General features: G+C 60.8%; 26 protein-coding genes and 1 riboswitch. Of the genes, 7 read left to right on the top strand and 19 right to left on the bottom strand.

Features of this window, described 5'->3' with window-relative positions; translation table 11 throughout:
- Positions 1–31 precede the first annotated feature (31 nt).
- Positions 32–1,228, bottom strand: coding sequence for an MFS transporter (locus BLQ41_RS13965; protein WP_090181717.1), 1,197 nt, complete (start codon positions 1,226–1,228; stop codon positions 32–34).
- Between the two features lie 91 nt (positions 1,229–1,319).
- On the opposite strand from BLQ41_RS13965, the gene BLQ41_RS13960 reads away from it, so the two are divergent.
- Both BLQ41_RS13960 and BLQ41_RS13955 read left to right on the top strand, forming a co-directional pair.
- Positions 1,320–1,859: a TetR/AcrR family transcriptional regulator gene (locus BLQ41_RS13960; RefSeq protein ID WP_090181716.1), complete on the top strand. Its 540-nt coding sequence runs from the start codon at positions 1,320–1,322 to the stop codon at positions 1,857–1,859.
- A gap of 247 nt (positions 1,860–2,106) precedes the next feature.
- The gene (locus BLQ41_RS13955) at positions 2,107–5,574 is read left to right on the top strand and encodes a hybrid sensor histidine kinase/response regulator (RefSeq protein WP_090181714.1); all 3,468 of its coding nucleotides are present in this window, start codon (positions 2,107–2,109) and stop codon (positions 5,572–5,574) included.
- Positions 5,575–5,630: 56 nt separating this feature from the next.
- Here the strand turns inward: BLQ41_RS13955 and rmuC are convergent, their stop codons facing one another.
- A complete protein-coding gene (gene rmuC, locus BLQ41_RS13950; protein ID WP_167360537.1) occupies positions 5,631–6,995 on the bottom strand; it encodes a DNA recombination protein RmuC in 1,365 nt (454 codons plus the stop codon).
- Between the two features lie 175 nt (positions 6,996–7,170).
- On the bottom strand, positions 7,171–7,494 hold the full coding sequence (locus BLQ41_RS13945; protein WP_090181711.1) for an SEL1-like repeat protein: 324 nt from the start codon (positions 7,492–7,494) through the stop codon (positions 7,171–7,173).
- Positions 7,495–8,437: 943 nt separating this feature from the next.
- Between BLQ41_RS13945 and BLQ41_RS13935 the strand changes: the two genes are divergently transcribed.
- The 3 genes from BLQ41_RS13935 to BLQ41_RS13925 all read left to right on the top strand — a co-directional run bounded on the left by BLQ41_RS13935 (position 8,438) and on the right by BLQ41_RS13925 (position 10,839).
- Positions 8,438–8,662 carry a hypothetical protein gene (locus tag BLQ41_RS13935; RefSeq protein ID WP_008031832.1) on the top strand — a complete coding sequence of 75 codons (225 nt, stop codon included), beginning with the start codon at positions 8,438–8,440 and terminating at the stop codon, positions 8,660–8,662.
- A gap of 276 nt (positions 8,663–8,938) precedes the next feature.
- Complete coding sequence (locus tag BLQ41_RS13930) at positions 8,939–9,421, top strand: hypothetical protein (protein WP_090181709.1); 483 nt, start codon at positions 8,939–8,941, stop codon at positions 9,419–9,421.
- A gap of 146 nt (positions 9,422–9,567) precedes the next feature.
- Positions 9,568–10,839 carry an OmpP1/FadL family transporter gene (locus tag BLQ41_RS13925; protein WP_090181707.1) on the top strand — a complete coding sequence of 424 codons (1,272 nt, stop codon included), beginning with the start codon at positions 9,568–9,570 and terminating at the stop codon, positions 10,837–10,839.
- 89 nt (positions 10,840–10,928) lie between these two features.
- Here the strand turns inward: BLQ41_RS13925 and BLQ41_RS13920 are convergent, their stop codons facing one another.
- From BLQ41_RS13920 to cobO, 14 genes are all read right to left on the bottom strand, one after another.
- Positions 10,929–11,480, bottom strand: a complete 552-nt coding sequence (locus BLQ41_RS13920) for a glutathione peroxidase (protein WP_090181705.1) — start codon at positions 11,478–11,480, stop codon at positions 10,929–10,931.
- Between the two features lie 55 nt (positions 11,481–11,535).
- Positions 11,536–11,658: a hypothetical protein gene (locus tag BLQ41_RS31125; RefSeq protein ID WP_261985254.1), complete on the bottom strand. Its 123-nt coding sequence runs from the start codon at positions 11,656–11,658 to the stop codon at positions 11,536–11,538.
- The gene (locus tag BLQ41_RS13915; protein WP_090181703.1) at positions 11,655–12,863 is read right to left on the bottom strand and encodes an MFS transporter; all 1,209 of its coding nucleotides are present in this window, start codon (positions 12,861–12,863) and stop codon (positions 11,655–11,657) included. The genes BLQ41_RS31125 and BLQ41_RS13915 overlap by 4 nt, the downstream gene beginning before the upstream one ends.
- A gap of 53 nt (positions 12,864–12,916) precedes the next feature.
- Positions 12,917–13,321, bottom strand: coding sequence for a MarR family winged helix-turn-helix transcriptional regulator (locus tag BLQ41_RS13910; protein ID WP_090181701.1), 405 nt, complete (start codon positions 13,319–13,321; stop codon positions 12,917–12,919).
- A gap of 118 nt (positions 13,322–13,439) precedes the next feature.
- Positions 13,440–14,171 carry an adenosylcobinamide-GDP ribazoletransferase gene (locus BLQ41_RS13905; RefSeq protein WP_090181699.1) on the bottom strand — a complete coding sequence of 244 codons (732 nt, stop codon included), beginning with the start codon at positions 14,169–14,171 and terminating at the stop codon, positions 13,440–13,442.
- A gap of 2 nt (positions 14,172–14,173) precedes the next feature.
- On the bottom strand, positions 14,174–14,749 hold the full coding sequence (gene cobC, locus BLQ41_RS13900; RefSeq protein ID WP_090181697.1) for an alpha-ribazole phosphatase family protein: 576 nt from the start codon (positions 14,747–14,749) through the stop codon (positions 14,174–14,176).
- Positions 14,746–15,801 (bottom strand): nicotinate-nucleotide--dimethylbenzimidazole phosphoribosyltransferase, encoded by a 1,056-nt coding sequence (gene cobT, locus BLQ41_RS13895; RefSeq protein WP_090181695.1) that lies wholly within the window; start codon positions 15,799–15,801, stop codon positions 14,746–14,748. The genes cobC and cobT overlap by 4 nt, the downstream gene beginning before the upstream one ends.
- Positions 15,798–16,319, bottom strand: a complete 522-nt coding sequence (gene cobU / locus BLQ41_RS13890) for a bifunctional adenosylcobinamide kinase/adenosylcobinamide-phosphate guanylyltransferase (RefSeq protein WP_090181693.1) — start codon at positions 16,317–16,319, stop codon at positions 15,798–15,800. Before cobU ends, cobT begins: the two co-directional genes overlap by 4 nt.
- A 147-nt stretch (positions 16,320–16,466) precedes the next feature.
- Positions 16,467–17,918: a cobyric acid synthase gene (locus tag BLQ41_RS13885; protein ID WP_090181692.1), complete on the bottom strand. Its 1,452-nt coding sequence runs from the start codon at positions 17,916–17,918 to the stop codon at positions 16,467–16,469.
- Entirely contained in the window at positions 17,915–18,907 is a 993-nt protein-coding gene (cobD, locus tag BLQ41_RS13880) for a threonine-phosphate decarboxylase CobD (RefSeq protein ID WP_090181689.1), read from the bottom strand. Before cobD ends, BLQ41_RS13885 begins: the two co-directional genes overlap by 4 nt.
- Positions 18,900–19,808, bottom strand: a complete 909-nt coding sequence (gene cbiB / locus BLQ41_RS13875; RefSeq protein WP_090181687.1) for an adenosylcobinamide-phosphate synthase CbiB — start codon at positions 19,806–19,808, stop codon at positions 18,900–18,902. Before cbiB ends, cobD begins: the two co-directional genes overlap by 8 nt.
- On the bottom strand, positions 19,805–20,455 hold the full coding sequence (gene bluB, locus BLQ41_RS13870; RefSeq protein WP_090181685.1) for a 5,6-dimethylbenzimidazole synthase: 651 nt from the start codon (positions 20,453–20,455) through the stop codon (positions 19,805–19,807). Before bluB ends, cbiB begins: the two co-directional genes overlap by 4 nt.
- A complete protein-coding gene (locus BLQ41_RS13865) occupies positions 20,452–21,852 on the bottom strand; it encodes a cobyrinate a,c-diamide synthase (protein ID WP_090181684.1) in 1,401 nt (466 codons plus the stop codon). The genes bluB and BLQ41_RS13865 overlap by 4 nt, the downstream gene beginning before the upstream one ends.
- Positions 21,853–21,862: 10 nt before the next feature.
- Entirely contained in the window at positions 21,863–22,474 is a 612-nt protein-coding gene (gene cobO / locus BLQ41_RS13860) for a cob(I)yrinic acid a,c-diamide adenosyltransferase (protein WP_090181682.1), read from the bottom strand.
- 81 nt (positions 22,475–22,555) lie between these two features.
- A riboswitch (cobalamin riboswitch) is annotated at positions 22,556–22,786 on the bottom strand.
- A 154-nt stretch (positions 22,787–22,940) separates the two neighbouring features.
- Between cobO and BLQ41_RS13855 the strand changes: the two genes are divergently transcribed.
- Positions 22,941–23,525 carry a hypothetical protein gene (locus BLQ41_RS13855; RefSeq protein ID WP_090181680.1) on the top strand — a complete coding sequence of 195 codons (585 nt, stop codon included), beginning with the start codon at positions 22,941–22,943 and terminating at the stop codon, positions 23,523–23,525.
- Positions 23,526–23,592: 67 nt separating this feature from the next.
- Positions 23,593–24,906: a PQQ-dependent sugar dehydrogenase gene (locus tag BLQ41_RS13850; protein WP_090181678.1), complete on the top strand. Its 1,314-nt coding sequence runs from the start codon at positions 23,593–23,595 to the stop codon at positions 24,904–24,906.
- A 116-nt stretch (positions 24,907–25,022) separates the two neighbouring features.
- Here BLQ41_RS13850 and BLQ41_RS13845 read toward each other — a convergent pair whose 3' ends face one another.
- Positions 25,023–25,676 carry an O-methyltransferase gene (locus tag BLQ41_RS13845; protein ID WP_090181676.1) on the bottom strand — a complete coding sequence of 218 codons (654 nt, stop codon included), beginning with the start codon at positions 25,674–25,676 and terminating at the stop codon, positions 25,023–25,025.
- Positions 25,677–25,698: 22 nt separating this feature from the next.
- Positions 25,699–26,235 (bottom strand): C40 family peptidase, encoded by a 537-nt coding sequence (locus tag BLQ41_RS13840; protein ID WP_090181674.1) that lies wholly within the window; start codon positions 26,233–26,235, stop codon positions 25,699–25,701.
- Positions 26,236–26,400 lie beyond the last annotated feature (165 nt).

Below are 26,400 nucleotides of genomic sequence, written 5' to 3'. Positions count from 1 at the left end.
AAAACGCGGCGCCTTCAGGGCGCCGCTTTTTTTATGGCTGGCCGGTGACGCTGCGGGCCTGGCTGGCGCGCTGTCGAATCATTGACGACAAGGCGACGACGGCCAGGACGATCAGCGTGGCGCCGTATGCATCGGTCGCTGCCACCAAGCCAAAGGCCCGCGTCAGACTCCCCGCCAGCAACGACGGCAGGCAGAACGCCAGATAACTGAGCACGTAATACGCCGACATCAACCCGGCGCGCTCGTGGGGCAAAGCCAACGGCACCACACTGCGCAACGACCCGAGAAAACTGGCGCCGAACCCGCAACCGGCCACCAGCGTGCCGATAAAAAACAGTGGCAGGCTGGCGCTGTGCACCGCCAGTAAAATCAACGCCACACCCACCGGCAGAATACTTGTACCGATCCACAAAACCTTGTCGGCCGCACGACTGCGCAAGGTGTAGATCATCAACGCGCCAGTGACGGTCAGGACGGCCACTGTTGCACCGCCAATCAGGTTCGAGGTCGATCCGGTGGCCGTGCGAACCAGGGACGGCGCGAGGGAGGCGTAAAAACCACCGAGCGCCCATGCCGCAGTGTTGATTGGCAGCACCCGCCACAGCGCGCGCCGTGCCTGGACCGGCACATGCAAGGTCGGACGCAGCGAAGCCAATGCTCCGGATTGCGCACTGACGCTCTCCGGCAGACGCCAGACGTACAACGCCTGCAACCCGAACAACGCGAGCAGCACCCAAAAGGTCAGTTGCAACGGCAACGGCGCAAACTCGGCCAGCAAGCCGCACCCCATCGCGCCCATCGCCATGCCCAACAGTGGCGCAACACTGTTAACCAGTGGACCCTGCTGGCGATCAGTGTCCAACAGCGCCGCCCCTAACGCAGCCGTGGCCATGCCGGTCGCAAAGCCCTGAAGCACCCGCGCGCTGATCAACCAGGCGACGCTATCGGCATTGATAAACAGCAACATCGCCAGCATGTTGAGCAGGACGGCGGTGAAAATCACCGGTTTGCGTCCCAGGTAATCCGAAAGCGATCCCACGGTGAGCAATGCCGCCAGCAGACTGAGGGCATACACGCCGAAAATCAGGGTCAGGGTCGCCGCCGAGAATTGCAGGTGGTCCTGATACAGGTGATACAACGGCGTCGGTGCCGTGGATGCGGCCAGAAAACTGAGTAAAGTGATCGCCAAAAACCACAGGCTGGAACGTTTGGATACTGAACTGGACATGCGCACACTCCGCAAAAGCTAACTTTTTGCTTTTGCGGAGTGTGCTACTGGACAGCGCTTAAAGCAAATTCTTTGTGTTAAGGTCCGATGCATGGCTATTAAAGAAGGTTTACGCCCCGGCGGCCGTAGCGCCCGGGTGCAAGAGTCGGTTCATTGCGCCGTTCGCCAGCTCCTCGAAGAGCAGGACCGCACCACCGTGACCGTCCCGCAGATCGCTGCGCGCGCGGGCGTTACGCCGTCCACCATTTACCGGCGCTGGGGCGATTTATCGGTGTTGCTGGCCGACGTCGCCCTCGCCCGCCTGCGCCCCGAAAGCGAACCGGCCAACACCGGCAGCCTGCGCAACGATGTGCGGGCCTGGGCGGAGCAATACCTCGACGAAATGAGTTCCGAGCCCGGCCGCAACATGCTGCGCGATGTGCAATGCAGCACCACACCGGCCTATTGCGCGACGATCATTGGCGGGCAGTTGCAGACGATTCTCGACCGTTACCCTGATGAACCGAAACCGAGTGTCGATCGATTGATCAACCTGGTGGCGGCACCGACAGTGTTTCGCATCCTGTTTTCGGCGGCGGCACTGGAGGTCGAGGAGTTGCATCGGTTGATCGATATTGCGTTGCAGCCTTGATGCCGCCAATCGCGGGCAAGCCCGCTCCCACAGGTTTCGTGTTGACTTGGTGATTCGGATACGAGGCGAAACTTGTGGGAGCGGGCTTGCCCGCGAAGAGGCCTTCTTGAACGCCGAAGATCCATCCAGCAAACACCCTGCGACAGCCCGCCACGCCACGACCTTGGTCGACACTGACTAACCCCTGCCATCGTGCGAGACTGTCTCACCGGGCTGCAATCCGGGGTGTCTTTTGTCTGGAGTTACCATGTCGCTGTCCAGCGGGCTGATCGCCGCCGTCGCCCTGGCCTATATGGCCATCATGTTTGCCATCGCCTTTTACGGCGACCGTCGCAGCGCTCCGTTGCCGCCGCGAGTGCGTGCGTGGGTGTACAGCTTGTCGCTGGCGGTCTATTGCACCAGCTGGACGTTCTTTGGCGCCGTGGGCCAGGCTGCCGAACAACTCTGGTCATTCCTGCCGATCTACCTCGGGCCGATCCTGCTGCTGGTCTGCGCGCCGTGGGTCCTGCAAAAAATGGTGATGATCAGCAAGCAGGAGAACATCACCTCCATCGCCGACTTCATCGCCGCCCGCTACGGTAAATCGCAGTCGCTGGCGGTCGTGGTGGCGCTGATCTGCCTGGTGGGCGTATTGCCTTACATCGCCTTGCAGCTCAAGGGCATCGTGCTCGGGGTGAACTTGCTGATCGGCGCCGGCGCTGACGCGATGGGCACCCGCGCTCAGGACACGGCACTGATCGTGTCGCTGGTGCTGGCGTTGTTCACCATCGTCTTCGGGACCCGCAACCTGGATGCCACGGAACACCACCGTGGGATGGTGCTGGCGATTGCCTTCGAGTCGTTGGTCAAACTGTTCGCGTTCCTCGCCGTCGGCGCGTTCGTCACCTATGGCTTGTACGACGGCTTCGACGACCTGTTCAACCAGGCCATGCTCGCGCCACGCCTTGAGGAATATTGGAAAGAAACCATCAACTGGCCATCGATGGTGGTGCAAACCGGCGTCGCAATGATGGCAATCATCTGCCTGCCCCGGCAGTTCCACGTCACCGTGGTGGAAAACATCGATCCCCAGGATTTGCGCCTGGCCAAATGGGTCTTCCCGGCCTATCTGGCATTGGCGGCGTTGTTTGTAGTCCCGATCGCCCTCGCCGGTCAGATGATGCTGCCCAGCTCCGTGCTGCCGGACTCGTTCGTCATCAGCCTGCCACTGGCCCAATCCCACCCCGCCTTGGCGATGCTGGCCTTTATCGGCGGCGCCTCGGCGGCAACCGGCATGGTGATCGTCGCCAGCGTTGCGCTGTCGACCATGGTCTCCAACGACATGTTGCTGCCATGGTTGCTGCGCCGAAACAACGCCGAGCGACCGTTCGAAGTGTTCCGCCAGTGGATGCTCTCGGTGCGCCGCGTCAGCATCGTGGTGATTCTACTGCTGGCCTACGTCAGCTATCGTTTGCTGGGCTCAACCGCCAGCCTGGCGACCATCGGCCAGATCGCGTTCGCCGCCGTGACCCAATTGGCCCCGGCGATGCTCGGCGCGCTGTACTGGAAACAGGCCAACCGCCGGGGCGTATTCGCCGGTCTCGCCACCGGGACATTCCTGTGGTTCTACACCTTGATCCTGCCCATTGCCGCCAACAGTCTCGGCTGGTCCTTGAGCAGTTTCCCCGGTCTGGCCTGGCTCCACAGTAATCCGCTGCACCTGCCAATCACCCCGCTGACCCAAGGCGTGGTGCTGTCGCTGGCCGGCAACTTCACGTTGTTCGCCTGGGTCTCGGTGCTCTCGCGCACCAGGGTCTCGGAACACTGGCAGGCGGGCCGGTTTATCGGCCAGGAAATCAGCGCTCGCCCCAGCGCGCGCTCGATGCTCGCGGTGCAGATCGAGGACTTGCTGCAACTGGCCGCCCGGTTCGTCGGTGAAGAACGCGCGCGGCAGAGCTTCATCCGTTTTGCCTACCGCCAAGGCAAAGGTTTCAACCCGAATCAGAACGCCGACGGCGAATGGATCGCACATACCGAACGCTTGCTGGCCGGTGTACTCGGCGCCTCGTCGACGCGCGCGGTGGTGAAAGCCGCCATTGAAGGTCGGGAAATGCAGCTGGAGGACGTCGTGCGGATCGCCGATGAAGCCTCGGAAGTGCTGCAATTCAACCGCGCCCTGTTGCAAGGCGCGATCGAAAACATCACGCAAGGCATCAGCGTGGTCGACCAATCGCTGAAACTGGTGGCCTGGAACCGGCGTTATCTGGAACTGTTCAACTATCCCGACGGTTTGATCAGCGTCGGCCGGCCGATTGCCGACATCATTCGCTACAACGCCGAACGCGGCCTGTGCGGCCCCGGCGAAGCCGAAGTGCACGTCGCCCGCCGCCTGCACTGGATGCGTCAGGGCCGCGCCCATACCTCTGAACGACTGTTCCCCAACGGACGGGTGATCGAGCTGATCGGCAACCCAATGCCTGGCGGTGGTTTCGTCATGAGTTTCACTGACATCACCGCGTTCCGTGAAGCCGAGCAAGCGCTGACCGAAGCCAATGAAGGCCTGGAACAGCGAGTCATCGCGCGGACCCATGAACTGTCACAGCTCAACGTTGCCTTGACCGAAGCCAAGGGCACCGCGGAAGCGGCGAACCAATCGAAGACCCGGTTTCTGGCGGCGGTCAGCCATGACTTGATGCAGCCCTTGAATGCCGCGCGGCTGTTCTCCGCAGCCCTCTCCCACCAAGATGGCCTGTCCAGCGAGGCGCAGAAACTGGTGCATCACCTCGACAGCTCACTGCGCTCGGCCGAGGACTTGATCAGCGACCTGTTGGACATTTCGCGTCTGGAAAACGGCAAGATCAACGCGGATCCCAAGCCTTTCGTGCTCAACGAGCTGTTCGATGCCCTCGGTGCCGAATTCAAGGCGCTGGCCCAGGAACAAGGGCTGAAATTCCGCGTTCGGGGCAGCAAATTGCGGGTCGACAGCGATATCAAACTGCTGCGACGGATCCTGCAGAACTTCCTAACGAACGCTTTCCGCTACGCCAAAGGGCCGGTGCTGCTCGGCGTTCGACGGCACAAGGGCGAATTGAGCCTGGAAGTCTGGGATCGCGGACCGGGGATCGCGGAAGATAAACAGCAGGTGATTTTCGAAGAATTCAAACGCCTCGACAGCCACCAGACCCGTGCCGAGAAAGGCCTGGGGCTGGGCCTGGCGATTGCCGATGGTTTGTGTCGCGTGCTGGGTCATACCTTGCGCGTACGCTCCTGGCCGGGGCGCGGCAGCGTGTTCAGTGTCAGCGTGCCGCTGGCCCGGACGCAAACGGTGGCACCGGCCAAGGTTCACGAGCTCAATGGCCATGCGTTAAACGGCGCGCAGGTGCTGTGTATCGATAACGAAGACAGCATCCTGATCGGCATGAACAGCCTGCTGACGCGCTGGGGTTGCCAGGTCTGGACCGCGCGTAACCGTGACGAATGCGCGGCCCTGCTCAACGACGGCATGCGCCCACACTTGGCGCTGGTGGATTACCACCTGGACCATGGCGAGACCGGGACGCAATTGATGGCGTGGTTGCGCACTCAGCTGGGGGAACCGGTGCCGGGCGTGGTCATCAGCGCCGATGGCCGGCCGGAGACAGTGGCCCAAGTGCATGCGGCGGGCCTGGATTACCTGGCCAAACCGGTGAAACCTGCGGCGTTGCGCGCGTTGTTGAGTCGGCATTTGCCGTTGTGATGCGTCAGGCTTCAGCGCTGCGGTTTCTGGGCTGAACCTGCTCGCGTGCTTTGCAGTTATTCGGGCAGCTCAGCCAATCCATCGACATCGGTCATCGCCCGTTCCAGCAAGTCCGCGGGCAAGCTCTTGCTTGCCCGCGCACCCAGCAACTTCAGCTGCTCACTGCGACTGACCAGATTGCCGCGCCCTTCTGTCAGTTTGTTGCGCGCAGAGCTGTAAGCCTTGTCCAGTTGCTGCAAGCGATTGCCGACTTCGTCCAGATCCTGAATGAACAACACGAACTTGTCGTACAGCCATCCGGCGCGTTCGGCGATTTCCCGGGCGTTCTGGCTCTGGCGTTCCTGCTTCCACAGACTGTCGATGACTCGCAGCGTAGCCAGTAAGGTGGTCGGGCTGACGATGACGATATTGCGGTCGAATGCTTCCTGGAACAGCGTTGGCTCGGCCTGCAACGCCGCCGAGAACGCCGCTTCAATCGGCACGAAGAGCAAAACGAAATCCAGACTGTGCAAGCCGTCGAGTCGCTTGTAATCCTTGCCGGCCAGGCCTTTGACGTGAGTGCGCAACGACAGCACGTGTTGCTTGATGGCGAGTTGGCTGACGGCATCGTCTTCGGCCGCAACGTATTGCTGATAGGCCGTGAGGCTGACCTTGGAGTCGACCACCACCTGCTTGTCGCCCGGCAGATAAATGATCACGTCGGGCTGGAATCGCTCACCGTCCGGCCCCTTGAGGTTGACTTGGGTCTGGTACTCGCGGCCCTTCTCCAGCCCGGCATGCTCGAGCACGCGCTCGAGAATCAGCTCGCCCCAATTGCCTTGGGTTTTCTGCCCTTTCAAGGCGCGAGTGAGGTTGGTGGCTTCGTCGCTCAAACGCAGGTTCAGCTGTTGCAGGCGTTCCAGCTCTTTGGCCAGGGAAAAGCGCTCTCGGGCTTCGGCCTGATAGCTTTCCTCGACACGTTTTTCAAAAGACTGGATACGTTCTTTCAATGGGTCGAGCAACTGGCCCAAGCGTTGCTGGCTGGTTTCGGCGAAGCGCTGCTCACGCTCGTCAAAAATCTTCCCCGCCAGCTCGGCGAACTGCGCTCGCAGCTCATCTCGCGAGCCTTGCAGGTCATTGAGGCGCTGCTGATGACTTTCCTGCTGCTCACGCAGCTCGGCATTGAGCGAGGCCGCCTGGGCGTCGAGGCGCCGCAGTTCAGCCTCTTTGCCGGCGCGCTCGATGTTCCAGGCGTGAGCCGCATCGCGGGCGTCGTCGCGTTCGATCTGCAGCAGTTCAATTTCACGGCGCATGGCGGCCAGGTCTGCCTGCTTGGCGGCGTTGGCCTGGCCCAGATCACCGATTTCATCGCGACAGGCTTCGAGCTGAGCGTTCAAGCCGTCCTGCGCCAATTGCGACATGGTCAGGCGCTCTTCCAGCAGGGCCAGCTCGGCTTGTCCTTCGCTCGCCCGCCGCTGAAGGCGCCAGGCAAGCACCAGCAATGGCAGTGAAGCGCCCGCCAGACCGAGCAAAATGCTGGTCAAGTCCATAGCCATAGCGACTCCTGCCGATGAGATAAAGCTTGAAGGTTAACCAAGGCGTCAGAACTTGGACAGCTCAGTCTGCGATCAGCCCCAGTTCCTGTTGAGCACGCCGATCTCCTGCGCGCGCAGCCTGGCGCAGCAAGTCCTGGCCAATGCGACGATCGCGGGCGTTCCCGCATTCGCGGCACATCAACTGGCCGAGACGACTTTGTGCGGCCACGACACCTTCACGCGCCGGCTGTTTGAGCAACCGCCCGGCGAGGTGTTTGATGTTGGCGTTTTCACCCAGGCGCGGGCTGTCCAGCAACCATTCGGCCACGCGCATTGAAAAACGCTTGGGCGGGGTAACACGGGGAGGTGTGGAAGTGGCAGAAACTGATACTGAGCGAAACTTCATAAAGCACTGTGGGACAGATCGGAGGGCGCGCCACTCTACTCTTTTTTTCTTACAGGTAAAGCCTAAAAAAACCGTGCACGCCCGTGCTAGAGCAAGCGCTCGGGACAATCCACAGAAGCTGTGGATAACTCAGTGGACAACCGCCCTTGAACTCGCGCAAAGCCCTGTGGAATGGGGCTCGCAGTCAAACTGACGATTTTTTCACCAGTAAAAAAAAGCGATGTTTTTCATTGACTTAAATTTTCAATACAGGCACCCACTAGGGTCGAGGCGTGGATGACACTCCGGTTACAGTCTGCGCAACTTATGTGCACAACTGCCTTCGTGTCAGTTATATCGATGTGCTTTTTCGGAGCGTTTTGTCGGACGTTTCTGGGGATAACCTTGGCAAACCCTTGTCCCCAGGCGCGTGCCGAAGCGACCACCAACGGTCGGAAACTGCTCCATGGCGTGATCTAATTTGCCAGGCACTGAAATTAATTTGCAGGCGTGCTTCACATCTCCAACTCAATCCGTTACTATCCGCGGCGTTAGTACCAAGCTGAAAGTCAATTCTGGTCGAACAAATCCTCCCGGTCAGCCTTCCCAACGGAAGCCTCTACCGAATAAGCGGGATCGACCACCTCGATGGTTTCCAGGTAAACCTTGCGTCAACACAGCCTTTGAATCGAAAGCAAAGGGTGTTGCGAAGCTCACTTACTCTGACCGAACCAGCCTGCAAATTGATCAGGATCTTCACCCCGGGCCCAGAACCTTTGCCCTTGATGTGTTGCCTGCCCTCCTAAGTACCTACCTGCCAGCCCAAGCGCGCCAATTATCAGCGCTTCAAACTGGCTGCTTTGTTCCAGTCGGGTTCTTCGTTCGACCAACGGTGGTCGACGTCACTGGAACGTTTAAATTTTGCACGGCTCTTATCCGTGTCGCTTGTAGGAACACCCAGAACATGACTACTCAAATCCATACCCAGGATGCTATCCGTACCCTGACCAACGCTTTTGCACCAATGAATTGCCTGATCATGGCCGCTCGCAAAGGCTGCTTCAGCTTCACTCTGGTCAACGAACACGGCATCGCTCGTCACAGCGAACGCCTGTACCCCGATCAGTACTCCAGCGCTGAGCCGCTGCAGGCAGTGATCGAGCGTACCCGTCAGGCACTGGTTGCCTGATACGCCAGAAAGGCTGAAACCTCAAAAGCCCTGCTTGAATAGCGGGGCTTTTTATTGCCCGAAATTCCTCATCGGACGGCCTCGGGCTAAGCACTAACCGATATAACGGTTATAACTCGAAGCCGGAAATATTTTAAAAACAGTCCTTTACAGCGCGAATATGACACTACACTTCAACTCAAGCGACGTGAGCCGCTTCCGGCGAGCCTGATTCGATTCACCAGCTGCCAACGCTTATTTCAGGTATCGCCGACCACTTCATGTTTCGAGGGCTTTATGGGTATCGCTGCCAGCGAACTGTGCCGTTATGTGATCCGTCCGACCTTGATCTACCTCGGACGCCATAGCGCGACTGCCGAATCCCTGCTGCTGGGCATCGCTGCCAGCCAGTCGGCCCTTGGTTCCGCCCTGCATGACCGCCGTGGACACGGCCTGTACCGAATCGCCGAACCCCGCCACCAGGCACTCTGGGATCACTACCTGGCACTGGACCCGGAACGCGCCAGCCTGGTTCGCGGCCTGGCCAGCCAGCATGCCTTTCTCAGCGGGCCGCACCTTGAGTTGACCGTCAACCTGCGTTACGCCACTGCCATCGCCTGGCTGCTGGTAGAACAACAGAATACCCCCCTCCCCGCTGCCGATGACTTGATGGGAATGGCGCGAATCTGGCGCCAGACTTTTCAACCTCAAGGCCGCCTGCGTGACTTCACCTACGCCTGGCAAACCTGTGTTTCACCGCTGAATCAGGTCGCCTGCTGAGCCTCCAGTTCCACAAGATCTTGCAACGGGTCGCGAACCCGGTCGGATTGTCCTACAAAACCGCTCTAAATCAAGCGATACAGGCTATAGCGCTGGGACGAAAATGTTGGTAATTTTCGCCCCGGTGATCACCAGGAGTTCTAATAATGAAAAAAGTAATGCTCAAAACCACCCTTAGCCTCGCTGTTACCTTGGCATCCACCCAGATCTTCGCAAGTGGCTTTGCCATCAACGAACAAAGCATCAGCGGGATGGGTACAGGTTTTGCCGGGCGATCTTCCTCTGCCGATGATGCAAGCACAATTTTTGGCAACCCTGCCGGCATGTCCCGCCTCAAGCGTGAACAAGTCTCCGGCGGTGCTGCATTTCTAGACGCGCACACTGACATCAGCCACGCTTCTTCCAGCCCGAACCGCGGCAGCAATGACGGCGACATGGTTCCGTTCATCGCCGTGCCGATGGGCTACTACGTCAAGCCGATCGACGATCATTGGGCATTCGGTATCGGCATGTACGCGCCGTTCGGCCTGGTGACCGATTACGAGAGCGGCTTTGCCGGTCGTTACTTCGGCAGCAAAAGCGAAGTTAAAATCGTCACCCTGCAACCGACTGTGAGCTACGCCTTCAACGACAAGGTGTCCATCGGTTTCGGCCCGACCATCAACCGCATCGACGGCACCCTGGAATCGAACCTGTCGATCACCCAGGCTGCACCGGACGGCAACGTCAAGATCAAAGGTGACGATACGGCGCTGGGCTACAACATCGGCATCCTGGCTCAGGTGACTGACAGCACTCGTGTCGGCCTGACCTACCACTCGAAAGTGAAGTACAAGCTCGACGGCAACACCAAGGTCAACTACAACGTCCTGGGTCTGATCGGTCAGAACCCAAGCCAGAAGTACGACGCCTCGCTGGACCTGACCACCCCTGAATCGGTGGACTTCTCGGTCACTCACCAGCTCGACGACAAGTGGACTCTTTACGCAGGTAGCACCTGGACTCGCTGGAGCCGCCTGAAAGAAATCACCGTCGAAAACAAAGGTGTTCCAGCGGCCCTCAACGGCCAATTCGGTACCATCACCGAAGAACAGAACTGGCACGACACTTGGGCTCACGCCATTGGCGCGTCCTACCAGTTGAACAAGGAATGGGTACTGCGCACCGGCCTGTCCTTCGACCAGGCGCCGACCAACAACGTCGACCGCTCCCCACGCATCCCGACTGGCGATCGCAAGATTTTCAGCCTGGGCGCCGGCTGGAGCCCGACCAACGACCTGACCATCGACGTGGCGTACTCGTACCTGCGTGAAGAATCGGTCAAGGTCAACAACACCAACGACCGTGGCCAGACTTACGACGCCAAGTATCAAAACTGGGCGAACGGTTTTGGCGTTGGCGCGACCTACCGCTTCTGATGATTCACGGCGAGCCTGAAACGCTCGCCACCTGAATCAAAAAAGCCCCGCTCTCTTGTACAGAGGCGGGGCTTTTTAATGAGCGTCGATCAGGGTTTCGAAGCCAGGGCCTTTTCCACGGCGGCGATGAATTCAGGATCATCGGGCTTGGTCAGACTGGAAAAATTGGCAATGACCTTACCCTTGCGATCAACCACGTATTTGTAGAAATTCCACTTCGGCGCGCTGGTCTGTTCGGCGAGGACCTTGAACAGATGAGTGGCGTCGTCGCCGCGTACTTTCTGCGGCTCGGTCATGGTAAACGTCACGCCATAGTTCACGTAACAGACCTTGGCCGTTTCGGCGCCATCCTTGGACTCCTGCTTGAAGTCATTGGACGGCACGCCAATCACCTCCAACCCCTGATCCTTGTAACGCTGATTCAGCGCCTCAAGGCTTTTGAATTGCGGGGCAAAGCCACAGAAACTCGCCGTATTGACCACCACCAGCGGTTTACCCTCGTACCGCTGGCACAGGTCGATGGATTCCTTGGCGCGCAGCTTGGGTAACGAGCCCTGCAACAGCTCCGGGCACTCGGCCGCTTGAGCCAACCCGGTAAATGCCATCAGCAACGCGGGGACTGCAATCCAGCGCATCAGCATGTCAGTGCATCCTTGTTCAGTTGTCCAAAACGAAGTTACTCGCCCTCGTCTGCTCCTAGCAAGCGCCCATTCCCAACTGCATCAGCGCCAGACCGCCCTGATGCCAGCCCCACCACGCGAGCGCCAGCAGCAAGGCGCCGCCAGCGACTACGGCGATCCGCGGCCAGAGACTGTTCATATCGCGCTCATCTGGGTTTGCAGACGCGCAACTGGTCGCTCACGCACCGGCCAGTTCAGGGCCGCCGCCATCAGACTCAAGAGAATCGCCACTTGCCAGATCAAGTCATAGCTCCCGGTTCGGTCATACACCACCCCGCCCAACCACCCGCCGAGGAACGAGCCGAGCTGGTGGAAGAGGAAAACGATCCCGCCGAGCATGGACAGGTTTCGCACCCCGAACAAGGTGGCCACGGTGCCATTGGTCAACGGCACAGTCGACAGCCACAGGAAGCCCATCGCCATGCCGAACAGGTACGCGCTGGTCGTGGTGACCGGTGCCCACAGAAATAGCGCAATCACCACCGCTCGCAGCAGGTACAGCCCCGTCAGCAAACGTGGCTTGGACATGCGTCCGCCGAGCCAGCCCGCGGTGTACGTGCCAAAGATATTGAACAAGCCGATCAGTGCCAGCACCGTAGTGCCCACCGTGGCCGGAAGGTGCTGATCCACCAGATAGGCCGGTAAATGCACGCCGATGAACACCACCTGGAAGCCGCAGACAAAAAAGCCGAACGCCAACAACCAGAAACCCGAATGGGAACAGGCTTCGCGCAACGCTTCGGGCAGGGTTTGCTCATGGCCAAGCACCGGCAACGGTTTGTCCTTGAGCATGCTCACCAGCGGAATGATCAACGCCACGAGCAGGCCCAGCACCAGCAAGGCGGCGGACCAGCCGAGCCAGCCGATCAACCCCAGCGTACCGGGTAACATGGCGAACTGGCCGAAAGAACCGGCGGCGCTGGCAATGCCCATGCCCATGCTGCGTTTCTCCGGCGGAACTGCTCGACCGACCACGCCGAGGATCACCGAGAACGAAGTGCCGGACAGACCGATGCCGATCAACAGGCCGGCACTCAGGGACAAGGTTACCGCCGAGTCGGACAGGCCCATGAACACCAGGCCCATGGCGTATATCACGCCGCCGATCAACACCACTTTCGCCGCGCCAAAGCGGTCGGCCAATGCCCCCGTGAAGGGCTGCGCCAGACCCCAGATCAGATTCTGCAAGGCAATGGCAAACGCAAACGTCTCACGCCCCCAGCCAAATTCGGCGCTCATTGGCGCCAGAAACAGCCCGAAACCGTGCCTAACCCCCAAAGACAACGCCAGAATCAGCGCACTCCCCACCAAAACCCAACCACACGTACGCCACATCGATGTCATTTCTTATTCTCCGGTCGCGGGTATATACCCGCTTAAGATCGGAAAAACCGGCATCAGGCCAGTTCGTCCAGCAATCGCAGCAAGGTTTCGCGTTTCTCGGCGCCCAAACGGTCGATCAACCGCTGTTGCGCCGCCTCCCAGGCCGGCAAGGCTGCAGCCAGGCGTTGTGCACCCGCCTCGGTCAGCCGGACGATGCGATTACGCATGTCCTCGCCTTCGACCAATGCCACCAGGCCTTCTCCCTCCAGCACCCGAAGATTGCGCCCCAGGGTGCTGCGGTCCAGCCCCATGGCTTCGGCCAGGGTGGAAATACTCGGTTCATTCAGTCGCTGCAGATTACACAGCAAAGAATACTGGGCGACGTTGATCCCGAAGCCGTCGAGAGCGCCGTCGTAATGCCTGCTGACGCCACGGGCGGCGCGACGCAGGTTGATGCATAAACATTGGGAGTCGAGCATGGTGCGTGTATATACCCGCGAGTGTGTTAAATCAAGTTACAGATGGATTCAATCAGAAGAATGGGAGCGTCAGCCAGACCGCCTTCGCGAGCAAGCCAACACCTCAATCACATAAACATCAGGCCAACGCCAGTCCCACCAGCACCGCCATCTCCAGCAACTCCAGCAATGCGCCTGCGGTGTCCCCGGTTGTCCCACCCAATCGCCGCAGCATCACCTGCCGCAACCAGACGAACATCCCGCCCGCCAGCACCAGCGCCCAGACGCCGCTGAAACCGGCAATCAGCACACACGCCAGCGCGCTGACCGCCAACACCTGTTTACCCGCCAAGCGCGGCAGATGATCGGCCAGCGCCTGACCCAGGCCGCCGGCACGCACGTACGGCGTGGTCAGGAACAAGCCCAGCATCGCGCTGCGGCCAATCAATGGAACAATGATCAGCCAAACGCTGTGCTGCTGCTCGATCAACGCCAACAACGCTGTGAACTTGAGCAGCAACACCAGCACCAGCGTCACCACCGCGATAGGTCCGCTGCGAGGGTCTTTCATGATCGTCAGCGTGCGTTCACGGTCGCCGAAACCACCGAGCCACGCATCGGCGCTGTCGGCCAGTCCGTCCAGGTGCAACGCGCCGCTGAGCAATACCCAAACCGTCAGCACTAACGCGGTGTGAAGCAACAACGGCGCGCCCAGCAACAGCGCGTTCAGCGCCCATAAAATGACGCCGAACAGCAGCCCGACCAGCGGATAAAACAGCAACGAACGTCCGAGCTCTTGAGGCGCAGGCATGCCCGGAAGACGAATCGGCAAACTGCTGAGAAATTGCAGGGCGATCCAGAACGGCAACATGGTCAGAGGGCTTCCTTGAGGGTCACGCCCGCCTCGACGCTCAGCGAGAACAGCGCACCGTGGCCGACTTCAACGTTGAGCAATTGCTCACGCGGCAACCCCCGCGCTTGAGCAAGCAGCAGACGCATGACGCCACCATGGCTGATCAGCAAGATCCGTTCGCCCGCATACGCAGCGTGCAGCCGCTCGACAGCGGCCAATACGCGCTTGGAAAAATCCGCCACCGGTTCACCGTCAGGCGGAGTGAACGCATAAGGATCAGCCCAAAACAGACCCAACGCCTCGGCATCGGTCTCCATCAATGCCGCTGCACTTTGCCCTTCCCAGGCGCCGAAGTGCAGTTCTTGCAGATCTTTATCCAGCACCACCGGCAAACCCGATTTCACCCCCAGCTCTTCAGCGAACCGCGCGCAGCGCTGCAACGGCGAACTGATCAGTCGATCCCACGGCCCCTGCTCGACCACTACCGCGCGCATTTGCTCCCAGCCCTCGCTGGTCAGCGCATCATCGAGGCTGCCGCGCAAACCGCCGCCCAGTTCGGTTTCACCGTGGCGCAGCAAGTCCAGGCGCAGCGTCATGCCGGACGATCCGCCACTGCCGCTTCGGCAAAGGTTGCCATCTGCCCGTGAAGATCGCAGGCCAGGCGCAACAGCGGCACGGCCAATGCTGCCCCACTGCCCTCGCCCAGGCGCAGGCCAAGGTCCAGCAGGGGTTCGGCTTTCAGGGTTTCCAGCACATGACGGTGGCCCGGCTCAGCACCACGATGACCGAACAACAGCCATTCACGGCATTCAGGATTCAAGCGCACGGCCACCAATGCGGCGACGCTGCAAATAAAGCCGTCCACCAGCACCGCGATGCCTTCCTGGGCACACGCCAGGTACGCGCCAACCAGTGCCGCAATTTCAAAACCACCGAGGTTGAACAGCGTCTGCAAGGCATCACCGCGCTGAGCGCCGTGCAAGGCCAAGGCACGCTCGATGACCTGAGCTTTATGGCTGACACCCGCCGCGTTCAATCCGGTGCCGGGGCCGGCCAGATGCACCACTGGGCAATCGAGCAAGGCACACGCCAGCGCGCTGGCCGCCGTGGTGTTGCCGATGCCCATTTCGCCGCCGATAAACAACTGCGCACCCGCCGCGAGCGCACGCCGCACGCTATCACGGCCAGCCTGCAAGGCGAGTTCGCCCTGGGCCGGCGTCATGGCCGGGCCTGCGACGAAATTGGCAGTGCCCGGGCCGATGTTGAGATGACGCACGCCCGGCAAACTCAACGACGGCGTCACCGTGCCAAGGTCGACCACTTCCAGGGAAGCCCCGAGCTGGCGCGCCAGCACGCTGATTGCTGCACCGCCACTGACGAAGTTGTGCAGCATCTGCCCGGTGACTTCCTGGGGAAACGCCGACACGCCTTCGGCGACCACGCCATGATCGCCGGCAAAAATGGCAATCCACAGGTGATCGAGACTTGGCTTGACCTGACCTTGCAGCCCGGCCAATTGCACCGCCACCGACTCGAGCCGGCCGAGGGAACCGGCGGGCTTGGTCAGTTGCTGTTGGCGCGCCTGCGCCTGTTCAACAGCGTGCGCATCGATCGGTTTGCACGGGTTCAGCCACCAGGATTGAGTCATAACGCAGTTCCTTTCAAAGTCAGGGGCAGGCCGGCGACGGTCAGGACGACACGTTGGCAGCGCTCGGCCAGGGCTTGATGCAGCCAACCGGCTTCATCGACGTAGCGGCGAGTCAATTCGCCCAGCGGCACGACACCCATTCCTGTCTCGTTGCTGACAAAAATGATTTCACCCGGCAATGACGCCAGGCAGTCCAGCAAAGCGTCGCGTTCGGCTATCAGACGCTGATTGTCTTCGAGCATCAGCAGATTGGTCATCCACAGGGTCAGGCAATCGACCAACAGGCAACGGTCGGCCCGGGCGCTGTCGCGCAACACGCGGGCGAGTTCGATCGGTTCTTCGATCAACGCCCATTCGGCCGGGCGACGGGCGCGGTGATGAGCGACCCGTTCGTTCATTTCACCGTCCAGTGGCTGGCTGGTGGCGATGTAGGTGACGGCCAGCGCGCTGTCGCAGGCGAGTTTTTCGGCCAGACGACTTTTGCCGGAGCGGGCGCCGCCGAGGATCAGTTGCAGCATGGTTCATTCCTTAAAATCATCGGTGAGGCGAAGGCCTCATCGCGGGCAAGCCCGCTCCCACAAGGATTGAGGTTGTTCACAGATTTTTTGTCCGTCCACAGAACCTGTGGGAGCGGGCTTGCCCGCGATGAAGCCAGCAAAGCCACCTCAAATCCCGCAGAGTTCTCGCAGCAGCGAGGTATCCAGATGCTTTTCCACCAGATCCGCCAACCGTTCGATATCGCGCTCACGCAACCCGTGGTAATCCACGTCCTGCACATCCTGCAAACCCGCCCAGCGCAGCAACGCGCTACACGCCGCCGGGGATTCAAACAGACCATGCAGGTACGTGCCCATAATCTGCCCGTCAGCACTTTGCGCACCGTCGCAGCGACCGTCGTCCAGTTGCACGACGGCGTTTTCCAGCGCCGATCCGGTGGTCACGCCGGCATGAATCTCATAGCCGCTGACTTCGGCATCCTCCAGCACCAGACGACCGCGCACATTGCGCAATTGCTTCTCTTCTTCGAGCTGCGTTTCGAACGCCAGCAACCCCAGGCCGGCACTGGAACCCGGCGCGCCTTCGAGGCCCAGCGGATCATGGACGTGCTCGCCGAGCATTTGCAGACCGCCACAAATCCCCAGCACTTTTCCGCCGTAACGCAAATGACGACTGATCGCTGCATCCCAGCCATTGGCTCGCAGATAAGCGAGGTCGCTGCGCACGCTTTTTGAACCGGGGAGGATGATCAGGTCAGCCGAAGGAATCGCCTCACCGGGCCCGATGAATTGCAGGTTCACTTGCGGGTGCAGGCGCAGCGGATCGAAATCAGTGTGGTTGCTGATGCGCGGCAGCACCGGCACCACCACGTTCAACACCTGGTCTGCCTTGTCGGTCTGGCGCTGATCGATGCCGTCCTCGGCTTCCAGGTGCAAATCCATCACATACGGCAGCACGCCGATCACCGGTTTGCCGGTGCGCGCTTCCAGCCAGTCGAGGCCCGGTTGCAGCAGCGCAATATCGCCGCGAAACCTGTTGATGATGAAGCCTTTGACCCGCGCCTGCTCCGTCGGCGACAACAGTTCCAGCGTGCCTACAAGATGCGCGAAAACCCCGCCACGATTGATGTCGGCAATCAACACCACCGGGCAATCCACCGCTTCGGCAAAGCCCATGTTGGCGATATCGCCGGCACGCAGATTGATCTCGGCGGGCGAACCCGCGCCCTCGACCATCACCACCGGATAGGCCGCACTCAATCGTGCATGGGAGGCCAGCACCGCTTGCATGGCGATGGCTTTGTAGTCGTGATAGGCGACGGCGTTCATCGTCGTGACCGCGCGACCATGGATGATCACTTGGGCGCCGGTGTCGCTGTTGGGTTTGAGCAGCACCGGGTTCATGTCGGTGTGCGGCTCCAGGTTAGCCGCCTGAGCCTGCACCGCTTGGGCGCGGCCGATTTCGCCACCGTCGGCGGTCACGGCACTGTTGAGCGCCATATTCTGCGGTTTGAACGGCACGACACGCACGCCCTGACGCGTGACCCAACGACACAGCGCCGTCACCAGCGTGCTTTTGCCGGCATCGGACGTGGTGCCCTGCACCATCAACGTAGTCATTGGATTTCCTTGTCGTAGGCCGCAAGTGCTTGCTCGAGACGCTGCCAATCCGCTTCATCGCCGGGCAAGCCGAAACGCAGGCTGCTGTTGTGGGCGAACAAGCGCAGCAAGATGCCGCGCCGCGCCATGAAATCGTGAAGGACTTCGGCGCGCTCGGTGATCAGCCATTGAAACAAGGCGCAGCCGCCCTGAGGCTGGAGGCCATGCCGTTCGAGCAACAGCGCCAGGCGCTCGCTCGCCGCTTCGCTGCGCAGGCGTTGTCGGGCGTGGCCTTCGATGTCCAGCAGACACGCTTGGCCCACCACACGGGTCGGCCCGCTGACCGCCCAGGGCCCGACCTGCTCGGCGAGCAATTTGAGCAACTTGCGCTCCGCCAGCACAAAGCCCAGCCGCACACCGGCCAGACCAAAAAACTTGCCGAAGGAGCGCAACACGATCAAGCCGACATGGTGAGTAAAAGGCGCCAGGCTCAACATCGGTGTGTTGTCCATGAACGCCTCGTCCACCACCAGCCAGCCACCGCGTGACGCCAGTCGGGCATGCCAGTCGAGCAGACGACTAGGTGTCAGGCTCAGGCCCGTCGGGTTGTTGGGATTGACCACCACCAGCACGTCGAGACTGTCGAGATAGAAGTCGACCTCCTGCTCCAGCACTTCACGCACGATATAGCCGTTGCGCCGCCACGCCTCGGCATGTTCGGCGTAACTGGGCGACAGCACGCCGACCTTGCCGGCGCGGCGCAAACGCGGCAGCAACTGGATGGCCATCTGTGAACCGGCGACCGGCAGCACCTGGGTTGTGCCGTAATAGTCGCAAGCGGCCTGCTCCAGACCGTCATCGGTTTCCGGCAATCGCGCCCAGGCTCGCAACGGGATTTCCGGGATCGGGAACGGCCAGGGCGCGAGGCCACTGGACAGGTCCAGCCAGTCGGCTTCTGCAATACCGTATTCGAGCGCTGCCTTGCGCAAGCGGCCACCGTGCTCAAGCATAGAATTCAGCCCCCACGCAGAGGATCAGCAACCATAACCATACCCCGCGCTGGACCAATTGCCAGCCACGGTCGATGGAGTCGGCATCCGCCGGCACGCCCTCGCCCAATTGCGGCCGTTGATGCAGTTCCCCGTGATAGATCGCCGCCCCGCCCAGCTCGACGCCGAGCGCGCCGGCACCGGCCGCCATCACCGGGCCGGCATTCGGGCTGTCCCAGGTCGGGCCCTGGTTGCGCCAGCATTTCAACGCCAGTCGGGTTTTGCCCAGCAGCGCGTAGGTCAACGCCACCAGGCGCGCAGGAATGTAGTTGAGCACGTCGTCGATCTTCGCCGCAGCCCAGCCGAAACGTTCGAAGCGTTCGTTGCGATAACCCCACATCGCGTCCAGGGTGTTGCTCAAACGGTAGAGCACCACACCGGGCGCGCCAGCCACGGCAAACCAGAACAGCGCCGCGAACACCGCATCGCTGCCATTCTCCAGGACGGATTCAGTGGCGGCGCGGGCGACTTCGGTTTTATCCAGTTCGCTGGTTTGACGGCTGACCAGATAGCCGACCCGTGTGCGCGCTTCAACCAGATCATCACTGCGCAGGGCCTTGGCCACCGGCTCGACGTGTTCACCGAGGCTGCGCATGCCGAGCGCGCAATAAAGCGCGAGGATCTCGACGATCCAGCCCACGTAAGGCGCCCAGGACAATGCCGTGGCCAGCAATGTCAGTGGCAGGACGGCGATCACCCAGGCGGTGACGCCGTGGCTGCGCCAGCCGCGCCCTTCATTGTTGAAACGTTGTTCGATGCGATCGGCAAAACGGCCGAACGCCACCAGCGGATGCCAGCGTTTGGGCTCACCCAGCAGCGCGTCCAGCGCCACTGCGGCGACACTCAATAACGCCACACTCATTGACTCACTCCCCAATAATTTTCATACAGCAACTCACTGAGCGGACGCGCCTGCGCCCACCCTTCGAGCACCAGCATCGGCGCTGGATAGAATTCCTTGACCGGTCCCAGGCAAAGCACCGCCAACGGCTTGGCCCCGGCCGGCAACCCCAGCAAATCCGCCAGCGCTTGCGGCTCGAACAGTGACACCCAGCCCATGCCCAGCCCTTCGGCGCGAGAGGCCAGCCAGAGGTTCTGGATCGCGCAGGACAACGAGGCCATGTCCATTTCCGGCAAGGTGCGACGACCGAAGATATGCCGTTCGCGATCGTCCATGAGCGCAGCGACCAGCACCTCGGCGCAGTCGTTGATGCCTTCGACCTTGAGCTTCATGAACTCGTCGGTGCGCTCGCCCAGGGCTTCGGCGGTGCGGATGCGCTCCTCTTCCACCAGAGCCTGAATCTTGCCGCGCAGGGCCCGGTCGCTGATGCGGATGAAACGCCAGGGCTGCATCAGGCCGACGCTTGGCGCTTGGTGCGCGGCTTCGAGCAAGCGCCGCAGCAGCTCGGGGTCGACCGTGCCGCCGCTGAAGTGGCGCATGTCGCGGCGTTCGGCGATGGCTCGGTAGATTGCATCGCGTTCGGACTGACTGAATGCGTTGTCAGTCATGGCCTCTTCGCGGGCAAGCCCGCTCCCACATTAGATGGAGTGCAACCTGACGAAACCCGGTCAACTGTGGGAGCGGGCTTGCCCGCGATAGCGTCCTTATGGTCCGGTACAAACAATGCAGCTATCGCCGAAGGATTCGACGGAAAATAGAAGTGCACATAAGAGGCCGTCATCCGCCCCTCACGATAAACCGCCTCCGCCCCGCGCCCGCCATTCGGGCTCTGGCCCCGAGCGATCGGCTCAAGCTCTGTGCTGGTCAGCGAATGGTGATAGGTGTGGCCACGCAGCGAGCCTTCCGGCAGTTCCACGGCTTGCAACGCCAATGCCGCCAGACGCTTTTGCATCACCGCGTCACCTTTGAGCAAGCCGACCAGCTCAGCGCGCGTGCCTTCGACGTCGGTCAACGAGTCCAGCAGATACAACATCCCGCCACACTCGGCCAACAACGGTTTGCCAGCGGCATGATGCGCGCGGATTGCGTCGAGCATCGAGGTGTTCTGCGACAACGCCACATGGTGCAATTCCGGATAACCACCCGGCAGATAAAGGCTGTCGGCCTCGGGCAATTGGCTGTCGCGGATTGGCGAGAAGAACGACAGCTCGGCGCCCATGGCCCGCAGCAAATCCAGGCTCGCGCCATAGGTGAAAGCAAACGCTTCGTCACGGGCCACGGCGATTCGCACGCCGGCCAGCAAAGGCTCGGCAACGATTATTTCAGGTACCGCGAATTCCACGGGCGGTGGCAGCGCCACGTCGCAACTGCTGGCCAGTGATTCGGCGGCCGCATCGAGGCGCAGATCGAGGTCATTCAACTCACTGGCCTGAACCAGACCGAGATGACGACTCGGCAATTCGATCCCGGTTTCCCGCGACAAGGCGCCGTACCAACGCAAGCCTTCGGTCAGGCTGCCTTCGAGCAATTGCGCGTGACGCAACGTGCCGACGCGGTTGGCCAGCACCCCGGCAAACGGCAAGTCCGGTTGATACCTGGCCAATCCCAATGCCAGCGCACCAAAGGTCTGCGCCATGGCGGTGCCGTCAATAACTCCGAGCACCGGCACACCAAAGTGCCGCGCCAGGTCAGCGCTGGACGGCGTGCCGTCGAACAGTCCCATGACACCTTCGATGAGAATCAGGTCGGCTTCACCGGCGGCTTCCCACAACAGCCGACGACTTTCCTGCTCGCCGACCATCCACATGTCCAGCTGATACACCGGCGCACCGCTGGCACGTTCAAGAATCATCGGGTCGAGAAAGTCCGGGCCGCATTTGAACACACGAACCTTGCGCCCCTGATTGCGATGCAAACGGGCCAGCGCGGCGGTGACGGTGGTCTTGCCCTGACCCGAGGCCGGAGCGGCAATCAGTACTGCCGGGCAATGACGGATGTTTTTCATAAAGTTGTATTCACAGCTCGACGCCTTTTTGCGCTTTGATCCCGGCCTGGAACGCATGCTTGATCACGCCCATTTCGGTAACGGTGTCGGCCAGTTCAATCATTTCAGGCTTGGCGCCGCGACCGGTGACCACCACGTGCTGCATCGGCGGACGTGCCTGCAAGTCAGTGAGCACCTGATCGAGGTCGAGGTAACCGTGCTTGAGGGCGATGTTCAGTTCATCCAGCACCACCAGGCCGATGGACGGATCGCGCAACAATTCACGGGACACCGCCCAAGCCGCTTCAGCGGCAGCGATGTCGCGCTGGCGGTCCTGGGTTTCCCAGGTGAAGCCCTCGCCCATCACATGAAAACGCACCTGCTCAGGAAAGCGGCGGAAGAACAGTTCTTCACCCGTGCTGTTGCGGCCCTTGATGAACTGCACCACACCGCATTGCATGCCATGGCCCATGGAGCGGGCGAGCATGCCGAAGGCCGAGCTGCTTTTGCCTTTGCCGTTGCCGGTCAGTACCAGCAGCAGGCCGCACTCGTTCGGGGAGTTGGCGATGCGTTCGTCGATCACGGCTTTTTTGCGCTGCATGCGCGCCAGATGGCGTTCGTCACGATCGGGGGAATCAGTCATGGGGGAGCTCTCCGTTGAGGCTGGATAACGGCGGGCAGGCACAAGAATAGACGGCAAGAAGCCTGGCATCGCCCACCGTGATGCCGCTGGATGAATCAGGCCGGTCTCCGGGCTCATGAGCGGCGTTCGCCTGACTGCGCGCCTTCCCATGTCAGTCGACACAGTGGCTCAAAGCGCAGCTTTTCACTCATTTACCGTTGCGGGGGCAGCGCCGGGATCGTGCTGTTCATGAGTCGAACCAAAGCACTCACCGGCTTCCCTGTTTCACTCTGTCGACCAAGGCCACAGAGCACCTGAAACAAGCCGCGAAGGTTAGAGGGTTGGGGGTGGAGCGTCAATTAAAGCCGGGGCGCCGCCCGGCGAATAACGGCCGCCGATCAAAAATATGACGCCAATCTTGTGCCATGCGCGCCGCAGTGATATCAAAGAGCCACAATCCCACATCACAATAACAAGGGTAAGCCACATGCAAGGCATGATCATCAGCAATCCGAAGCTGGAATTCCTGCGCCCTGTCCTGGAACGCTGGTTTGACTGTATCGACCGCTACAACGCGGTGCGCGGTGATAACGACACACCTTATTGGTACGACGAAAAAGCCAACCTTGGCCTGCTCGCTGCCGCGGCGTGGATGGCGGAAATGGTCACGCTGCAACAGTCCCCGACGCGCAAGCAAACCGAGGAAGGCGAACGCAATGGTCGCGCCGATCTGTTTGTCGCAACCCCCGAGGAGCGCGCCTACCTCCAGGCCACTCAACGCTGGCCACGGGTCAATAGCCTGAATTTGACGCAGGCATTGCAGGACATTACCTGCGATGCCAAACGGATCAGCTACGCCAGCGACCTGAAACTGGGCTGCCTGTTCGTGGCGCCACAAAAAGCCCAGCAGAGCGCGACACCGGAAGAACTTCAGGACATGGTCGACGACCTGCAAAAGGAACACTGCTGCGCCGTGGCTTGGTACTTCCCGTACGCCTACCGCAAGTTGCGCAGCGAAGCCGGCAACTATCATCCCGGAATCGCCCTGCTGCTCAAGGAAGCCCGCGGCTGATGGGTTGAACCATCGCACCACTGATCTTCTCTATGATTAAGTCACTGCATTCATAGGGAAGATCAGTATGCGCAAGCCCCAGCTCGTTCTCGTTATCGCGCTCGCCGGAGGGCTCGCCGCGTGTGGTGAAACCTCCAGCCTGCAAGTCACCGACGGCACCGGCCCGTCACCCAAGCTGCCCGAACCGAACAAAACCCTGATTCCGACGGTGAATATCGCCCCGGCGATCGGCTGGCCGGCCGGTGCAAAACCCACCGCCGCGGCGGGCACTCAAGTGGCCGCGTTCGCCGAAGGACTCGATCACCCGCGCTGGCTCTATGTGCTGCCCAATGGCGATGTGCTGGTGGCTGAAACCAACGCGCCACCCAAACCCGATGACAGCAAAGGCATTAAAGGCTGGGTCATGAAGAAAGTCATGGGCCGCGCCGGTGCTGGCGTCCCCAGCGCTAATCGCATCACCTTGCTGCGAGACAAGGACCACGATGGCATCGCCGAAACCCGCACGGTGTTCCTGGAGAACCTCAACTCGCCCTTCGGCATGACCCTGGTCGGCAATGACCTGTATGTCGCCGACACCGACCGCTTGCTGCGTTTTCACTATGAAAATGGCGACACGGCAATCAAGTCGCCGCCCATCAAAGTGGTCGATCTGCCGGGTGGCACGCTGAATCACCACTGGACCAAAAACGTCATCGCCAGCAAGGATGGCAGCAAGCTGTATGTCACCGTGGGTTCCAACAGCAACGTCGGTGAAAATGGCCTGGACAAGGAAGAAGGTCGCGCGGCGATCTGGGAAGTCGATCGGGCCACCGGCAATCACCGGATCTTCGCTTCGGGGATTCGCAATCCCAATGGCCTGGCCTGGGAGCCACACACCGGCGCCCTGTGGACGGCAGTCAATGAACGCGACGAAATCGGCAGCGATCTGGTGCCGGACTACATCACCTCAGTCAAGGACGGCGCGTTTTACGGCTGGCCTTTCAGCTATTACGGCCAGCACGTCGATGTGCGCGTCGAACCGCAAAACCCGGACCTGGTGGCCAAGGCGATCGCACCGGATTACGCGGTTGGCCCGCACACCGCGTCGCTGGGATTGTCTTTCGCCGAAGGCAATAAACTGCCTGCGCAATTCAAGGAAGGCGCCTTCATCGGCCAGCACGGCTCATGGAACCGCAAGCCGCACAGTGGTTATAAAGTGATTTTTGTTCCGTTCGCAGGAGGCAAACCGAACGGGCAACCGGTGGACGTGCTGACCGGTTTCCTTAACAACGATGAGAAAGCCATGGGTCGGCCAGTGGGCGTGGTGATCGATCAGCAAGGGGATTTGCTGGTGGCCGATGATGTGGGGAACAAGGTGTGGCGGGTTTCGACCGCAAAGTAACTGCAACACACACCTTGTGGGAGTGAGCCTGCTCGCGATTGCGTCAGCAAAGCCAGCAATGATGTTGCCTGACGCACCGCCATCGCGAGCAGGCTCGCTCCCACAGGGCTTCGCGCCTAGCGTTTACGACATAGGGTGAGCCCATCACCCAACGGCAACAACGACAGATCCACCCGCAAGTCATCCTTCAAGGCACGATTGAGCGCCTGGATGGCTCGTGTGTCCGCACTCTCGGGATTGCTCTCCAGCACTCGCCCGCTCCATAGCGTGTTGTCGAACACCGCCAATCCGCCGACTCGCAACAGACGCAATGCATGCTCGAGATAATTCGGGTAGTTGGCTTTGTCAGCATCAATGAAGATCAAATCGAACTGCCCCGGCTCATCCAGCCTGGCGAGCGTTTCCAGCGCCGGCGCCAGACGCAGATCGATTCGCGAGTCCAAACCCGCCTCCTGCCAGTAGCGCAGCGCGATAGCGTTGTAGTCGCCGGGCACATCACAGCAGATCAGCGAGCCGTCCTGCGGCAACGCAGCGGCCATGCACAAGGCGCTGTAACCGGTGAACGTACCGACTTCCAGCACGCGCCTGGCACCCATGAGCTTGACCAGCAAAGCGAGGAACTGCCCCTGCTCCGGCGCCACCTGCCAGCGAGCCATCGGCATCGCCTGGGTTTCATCACGCAGGCGTTTGAGCAGAGGCGTTTCCCTCAGGGAGACATCGAGCAGGTATTGATACAGGGAATCATCGAGATTGAGTGTGCGAGCGGTCATGACACCCTCCTCGGACAGAACGTTATGGATTGCGCGCCAAGTGCTCAGGCTGCAGAACGCGTTTGGCGCTCAGATAAGCCTTCTGCCAGTAAGCCTTGGACAAGCTGTCGAGCTTCACCGTGCCGCCGGTGGCCGGCGCATGGACGAAACGACCTTCGCCGACGTAAATCCCGGCGTGGCTGACCTGGGAACCGCCGTTGGTGGCGAAGAAAATCAAATCACCGGTTTGCAGGCCTTCCTTGCCAACGTTGGCCGCCTGCATGGTGATCAACTCGCGAGTGGTGCGCGGCAGGGAAATGCCGGTGACATCACGGTAGACGTAGCCGATCAGGCCGCTGCAATCAAAACCCGAATCCGGCGTATTGCCGCCCCAGCGATACGGCGTACCCACCAGGCCGAGCGCGCGGAACAGCACGTCTTCCGCCTCGGGCGAAAAGGGTTGCGGATTGCCGAAGACAATGGGCGCCCGGACCACCGGAGCAGGCGGCGGAGTATGGCTGGCGCAGGCGCTGAGCAGCGCTGCGAAGAACATGAGTGCGAGGCGGGCCGACATTGTCATAAACAGAACATCCTGATCTGGCGGCGGCTTTTTTCTGCCGAAAAGGCAGAAAAGAAAACCGCCTGCGCAGGACGCAGGCGGTTTGCCATCAATAATAGAAGAGGATTCTAGCGGCTATGGGCCAAACTTCAAGTAAGACTTTAAGTTCGCCTTACAAGTTGTCCG

Source organism: Pseudomonas arsenicoxydans (genome assembly GCF_900103875.1).
Taxonomy (GTDB): domain Bacteria; phylum Pseudomonadota; class Gammaproteobacteria; order Pseudomonadales; family Pseudomonadaceae; genus Aquipseudomonas; species Aquipseudomonas arsenicoxydans.
This window is presented reverse-complemented; position numbering and strand designations above follow the sequence as displayed.

Excerpts from the sequence above, each read along its gene's own strand:
- BLQ41_RS13855 (WP_090181680.1), top strand. The coding sequence starts at position 22,941 with ATGCAAGGCATGATCATCAGCAATCCGAAGCTGGAATTCCTGCGCCCT.
- BLQ41_RS13905 (WP_090181699.1), bottom strand. The coding sequence starts at position 14,171 with ATGTTGCCGTTCTGGATCGCCCTGCAATTTCTCAGCAGTTTGCCGATT.
- BLQ41_RS13965 (WP_090181717.1), bottom strand. The coding sequence starts at position 1,228 with ATGTCCAGTTCAGTATCCAAACGTTCCAGCCTGTGGTTTTTGGCGATC.
- bluB (WP_090181685.1), bottom strand. The coding sequence starts at position 20,455 with ATGACTGACAACGCATTCAGTCAGTCCGAACGCGATGCAATCTACCGA.
- BLQ41_RS13910 (WP_090181701.1), bottom strand. The coding sequence starts at position 13,321 with ATGCTCGACTCCCAATGTTTATGCATCAACCTGCGTCGCGCCGCCCGT.
- BLQ41_RS31125 (WP_261985254.1), bottom strand. The coding sequence starts at position 11,658 with ATGAACAGTCTCTGGCCGCGGATCGCCGTAGTCGCTGGCGGCGCCTTG.
- BLQ41_RS13935 (WP_008031832.1), top strand. The coding sequence starts at position 8,438 with ATGACTACTCAAATCCATACCCAGGATGCTATCCGTACCCTGACCAAC.
- BLQ41_RS13925 (WP_090181707.1), top strand. The coding sequence starts at position 9,568 with ATGAAAAAAGTAATGCTCAAAACCACCCTTAGCCTCGCTGTTACCTTG.
- cobT (WP_090181695.1), bottom strand. The coding sequence starts at position 15,801 with ATGACTCAATCCTGGTGGCTGAACCCGTGCAAACCGATCGATGCGCAC.
- cobD (WP_090181689.1), bottom strand. The coding sequence starts at position 18,907 with ATGCTTGAGCACGGTGGCCGCTTGCGCAAGGCAGCGCTCGAATACGGT.
- BLQ41_RS13840 (WP_090181674.1), bottom strand. The coding sequence starts at position 26,235 with ATGACAATGTCGGCCCGCCTCGCACTCATGTTCTTCGCAGCGCTGCTC.
- BLQ41_RS13850 (WP_090181678.1), top strand. The coding sequence starts at position 23,593 with ATGCGCAAGCCCCAGCTCGTTCTCGTTATCGCGCTCGCCGGAGGGCTC.
- BLQ41_RS13885 (WP_090181692.1), bottom strand. The coding sequence starts at position 17,918 with ATGACTACGTTGATGGTGCAGGGCACCACGTCCGATGCCGGCAAAAGC.
- BLQ41_RS13920 (WP_090181705.1), bottom strand. The coding sequence starts at position 11,480 with ATGCTGATGCGCTGGATTGCAGTCCCCGCGTTGCTGATGGCATTTACC.
- BLQ41_RS13960 (WP_090181716.1), top strand. The coding sequence starts at position 1,320 with ATGGCTATTAAAGAAGGTTTACGCCCCGGCGGCCGTAGCGCCCGGGTG.
- cbiB (WP_090181687.1), bottom strand. The coding sequence starts at position 19,808 with ATGAGTGTGGCGTTATTGAGTGTCGCCGCAGTGGCGCTGGACGCGCTG.
- cobO (WP_090181682.1), bottom strand. The coding sequence starts at position 22,474 with ATGACTGATTCCCCCGATCGTGACGAACGCCATCTGGCGCGCATGCAG.
- BLQ41_RS13955 (WP_090181714.1), top strand. The coding sequence starts at position 2,107 with ATGTCGCTGTCCAGCGGGCTGATCGCCGCCGTCGCCCTGGCCTATATG.
- BLQ41_RS13945 (WP_090181711.1), bottom strand. The coding sequence starts at position 7,494 with ATGAAGTTTCGCTCAGTATCAGTTTCTGCCACTTCCACACCTCCCCGT.
- cobU (WP_090181693.1), bottom strand. The coding sequence starts at position 16,319 with ATGCTGCAACTGATCCTCGGCGGCGCCCGCTCCGGCAAAAGTCGTCTG.
- cobC (WP_090181697.1), bottom strand. The coding sequence starts at position 14,749 with ATGACGCTGCGCCTGGACTTGCTGCGCCACGGTGAAACCGAACTGGGC.
- BLQ41_RS13865 (WP_090181684.1), bottom strand. The coding sequence starts at position 21,852 with ATGAAAAACATCCGTCATTGCCCGGCAGTACTGATTGCCGCTCCGGCC.
- BLQ41_RS13930 (WP_090181709.1), top strand. The coding sequence starts at position 8,939 with ATGGGTATCGCTGCCAGCGAACTGTGCCGTTATGTGATCCGTCCGACC.
- BLQ41_RS13845 (WP_090181676.1), bottom strand. The coding sequence starts at position 25,676 with ATGACCGCTCGCACACTCAATCTCGATGATTCCCTGTATCAATACCTG.
- BLQ41_RS13915 (WP_090181703.1), bottom strand. The coding sequence starts at position 12,863 with ATGACATCGATGTGGCGTACGTGTGGTTGGGTTTTGGTGGGGAGTGCG.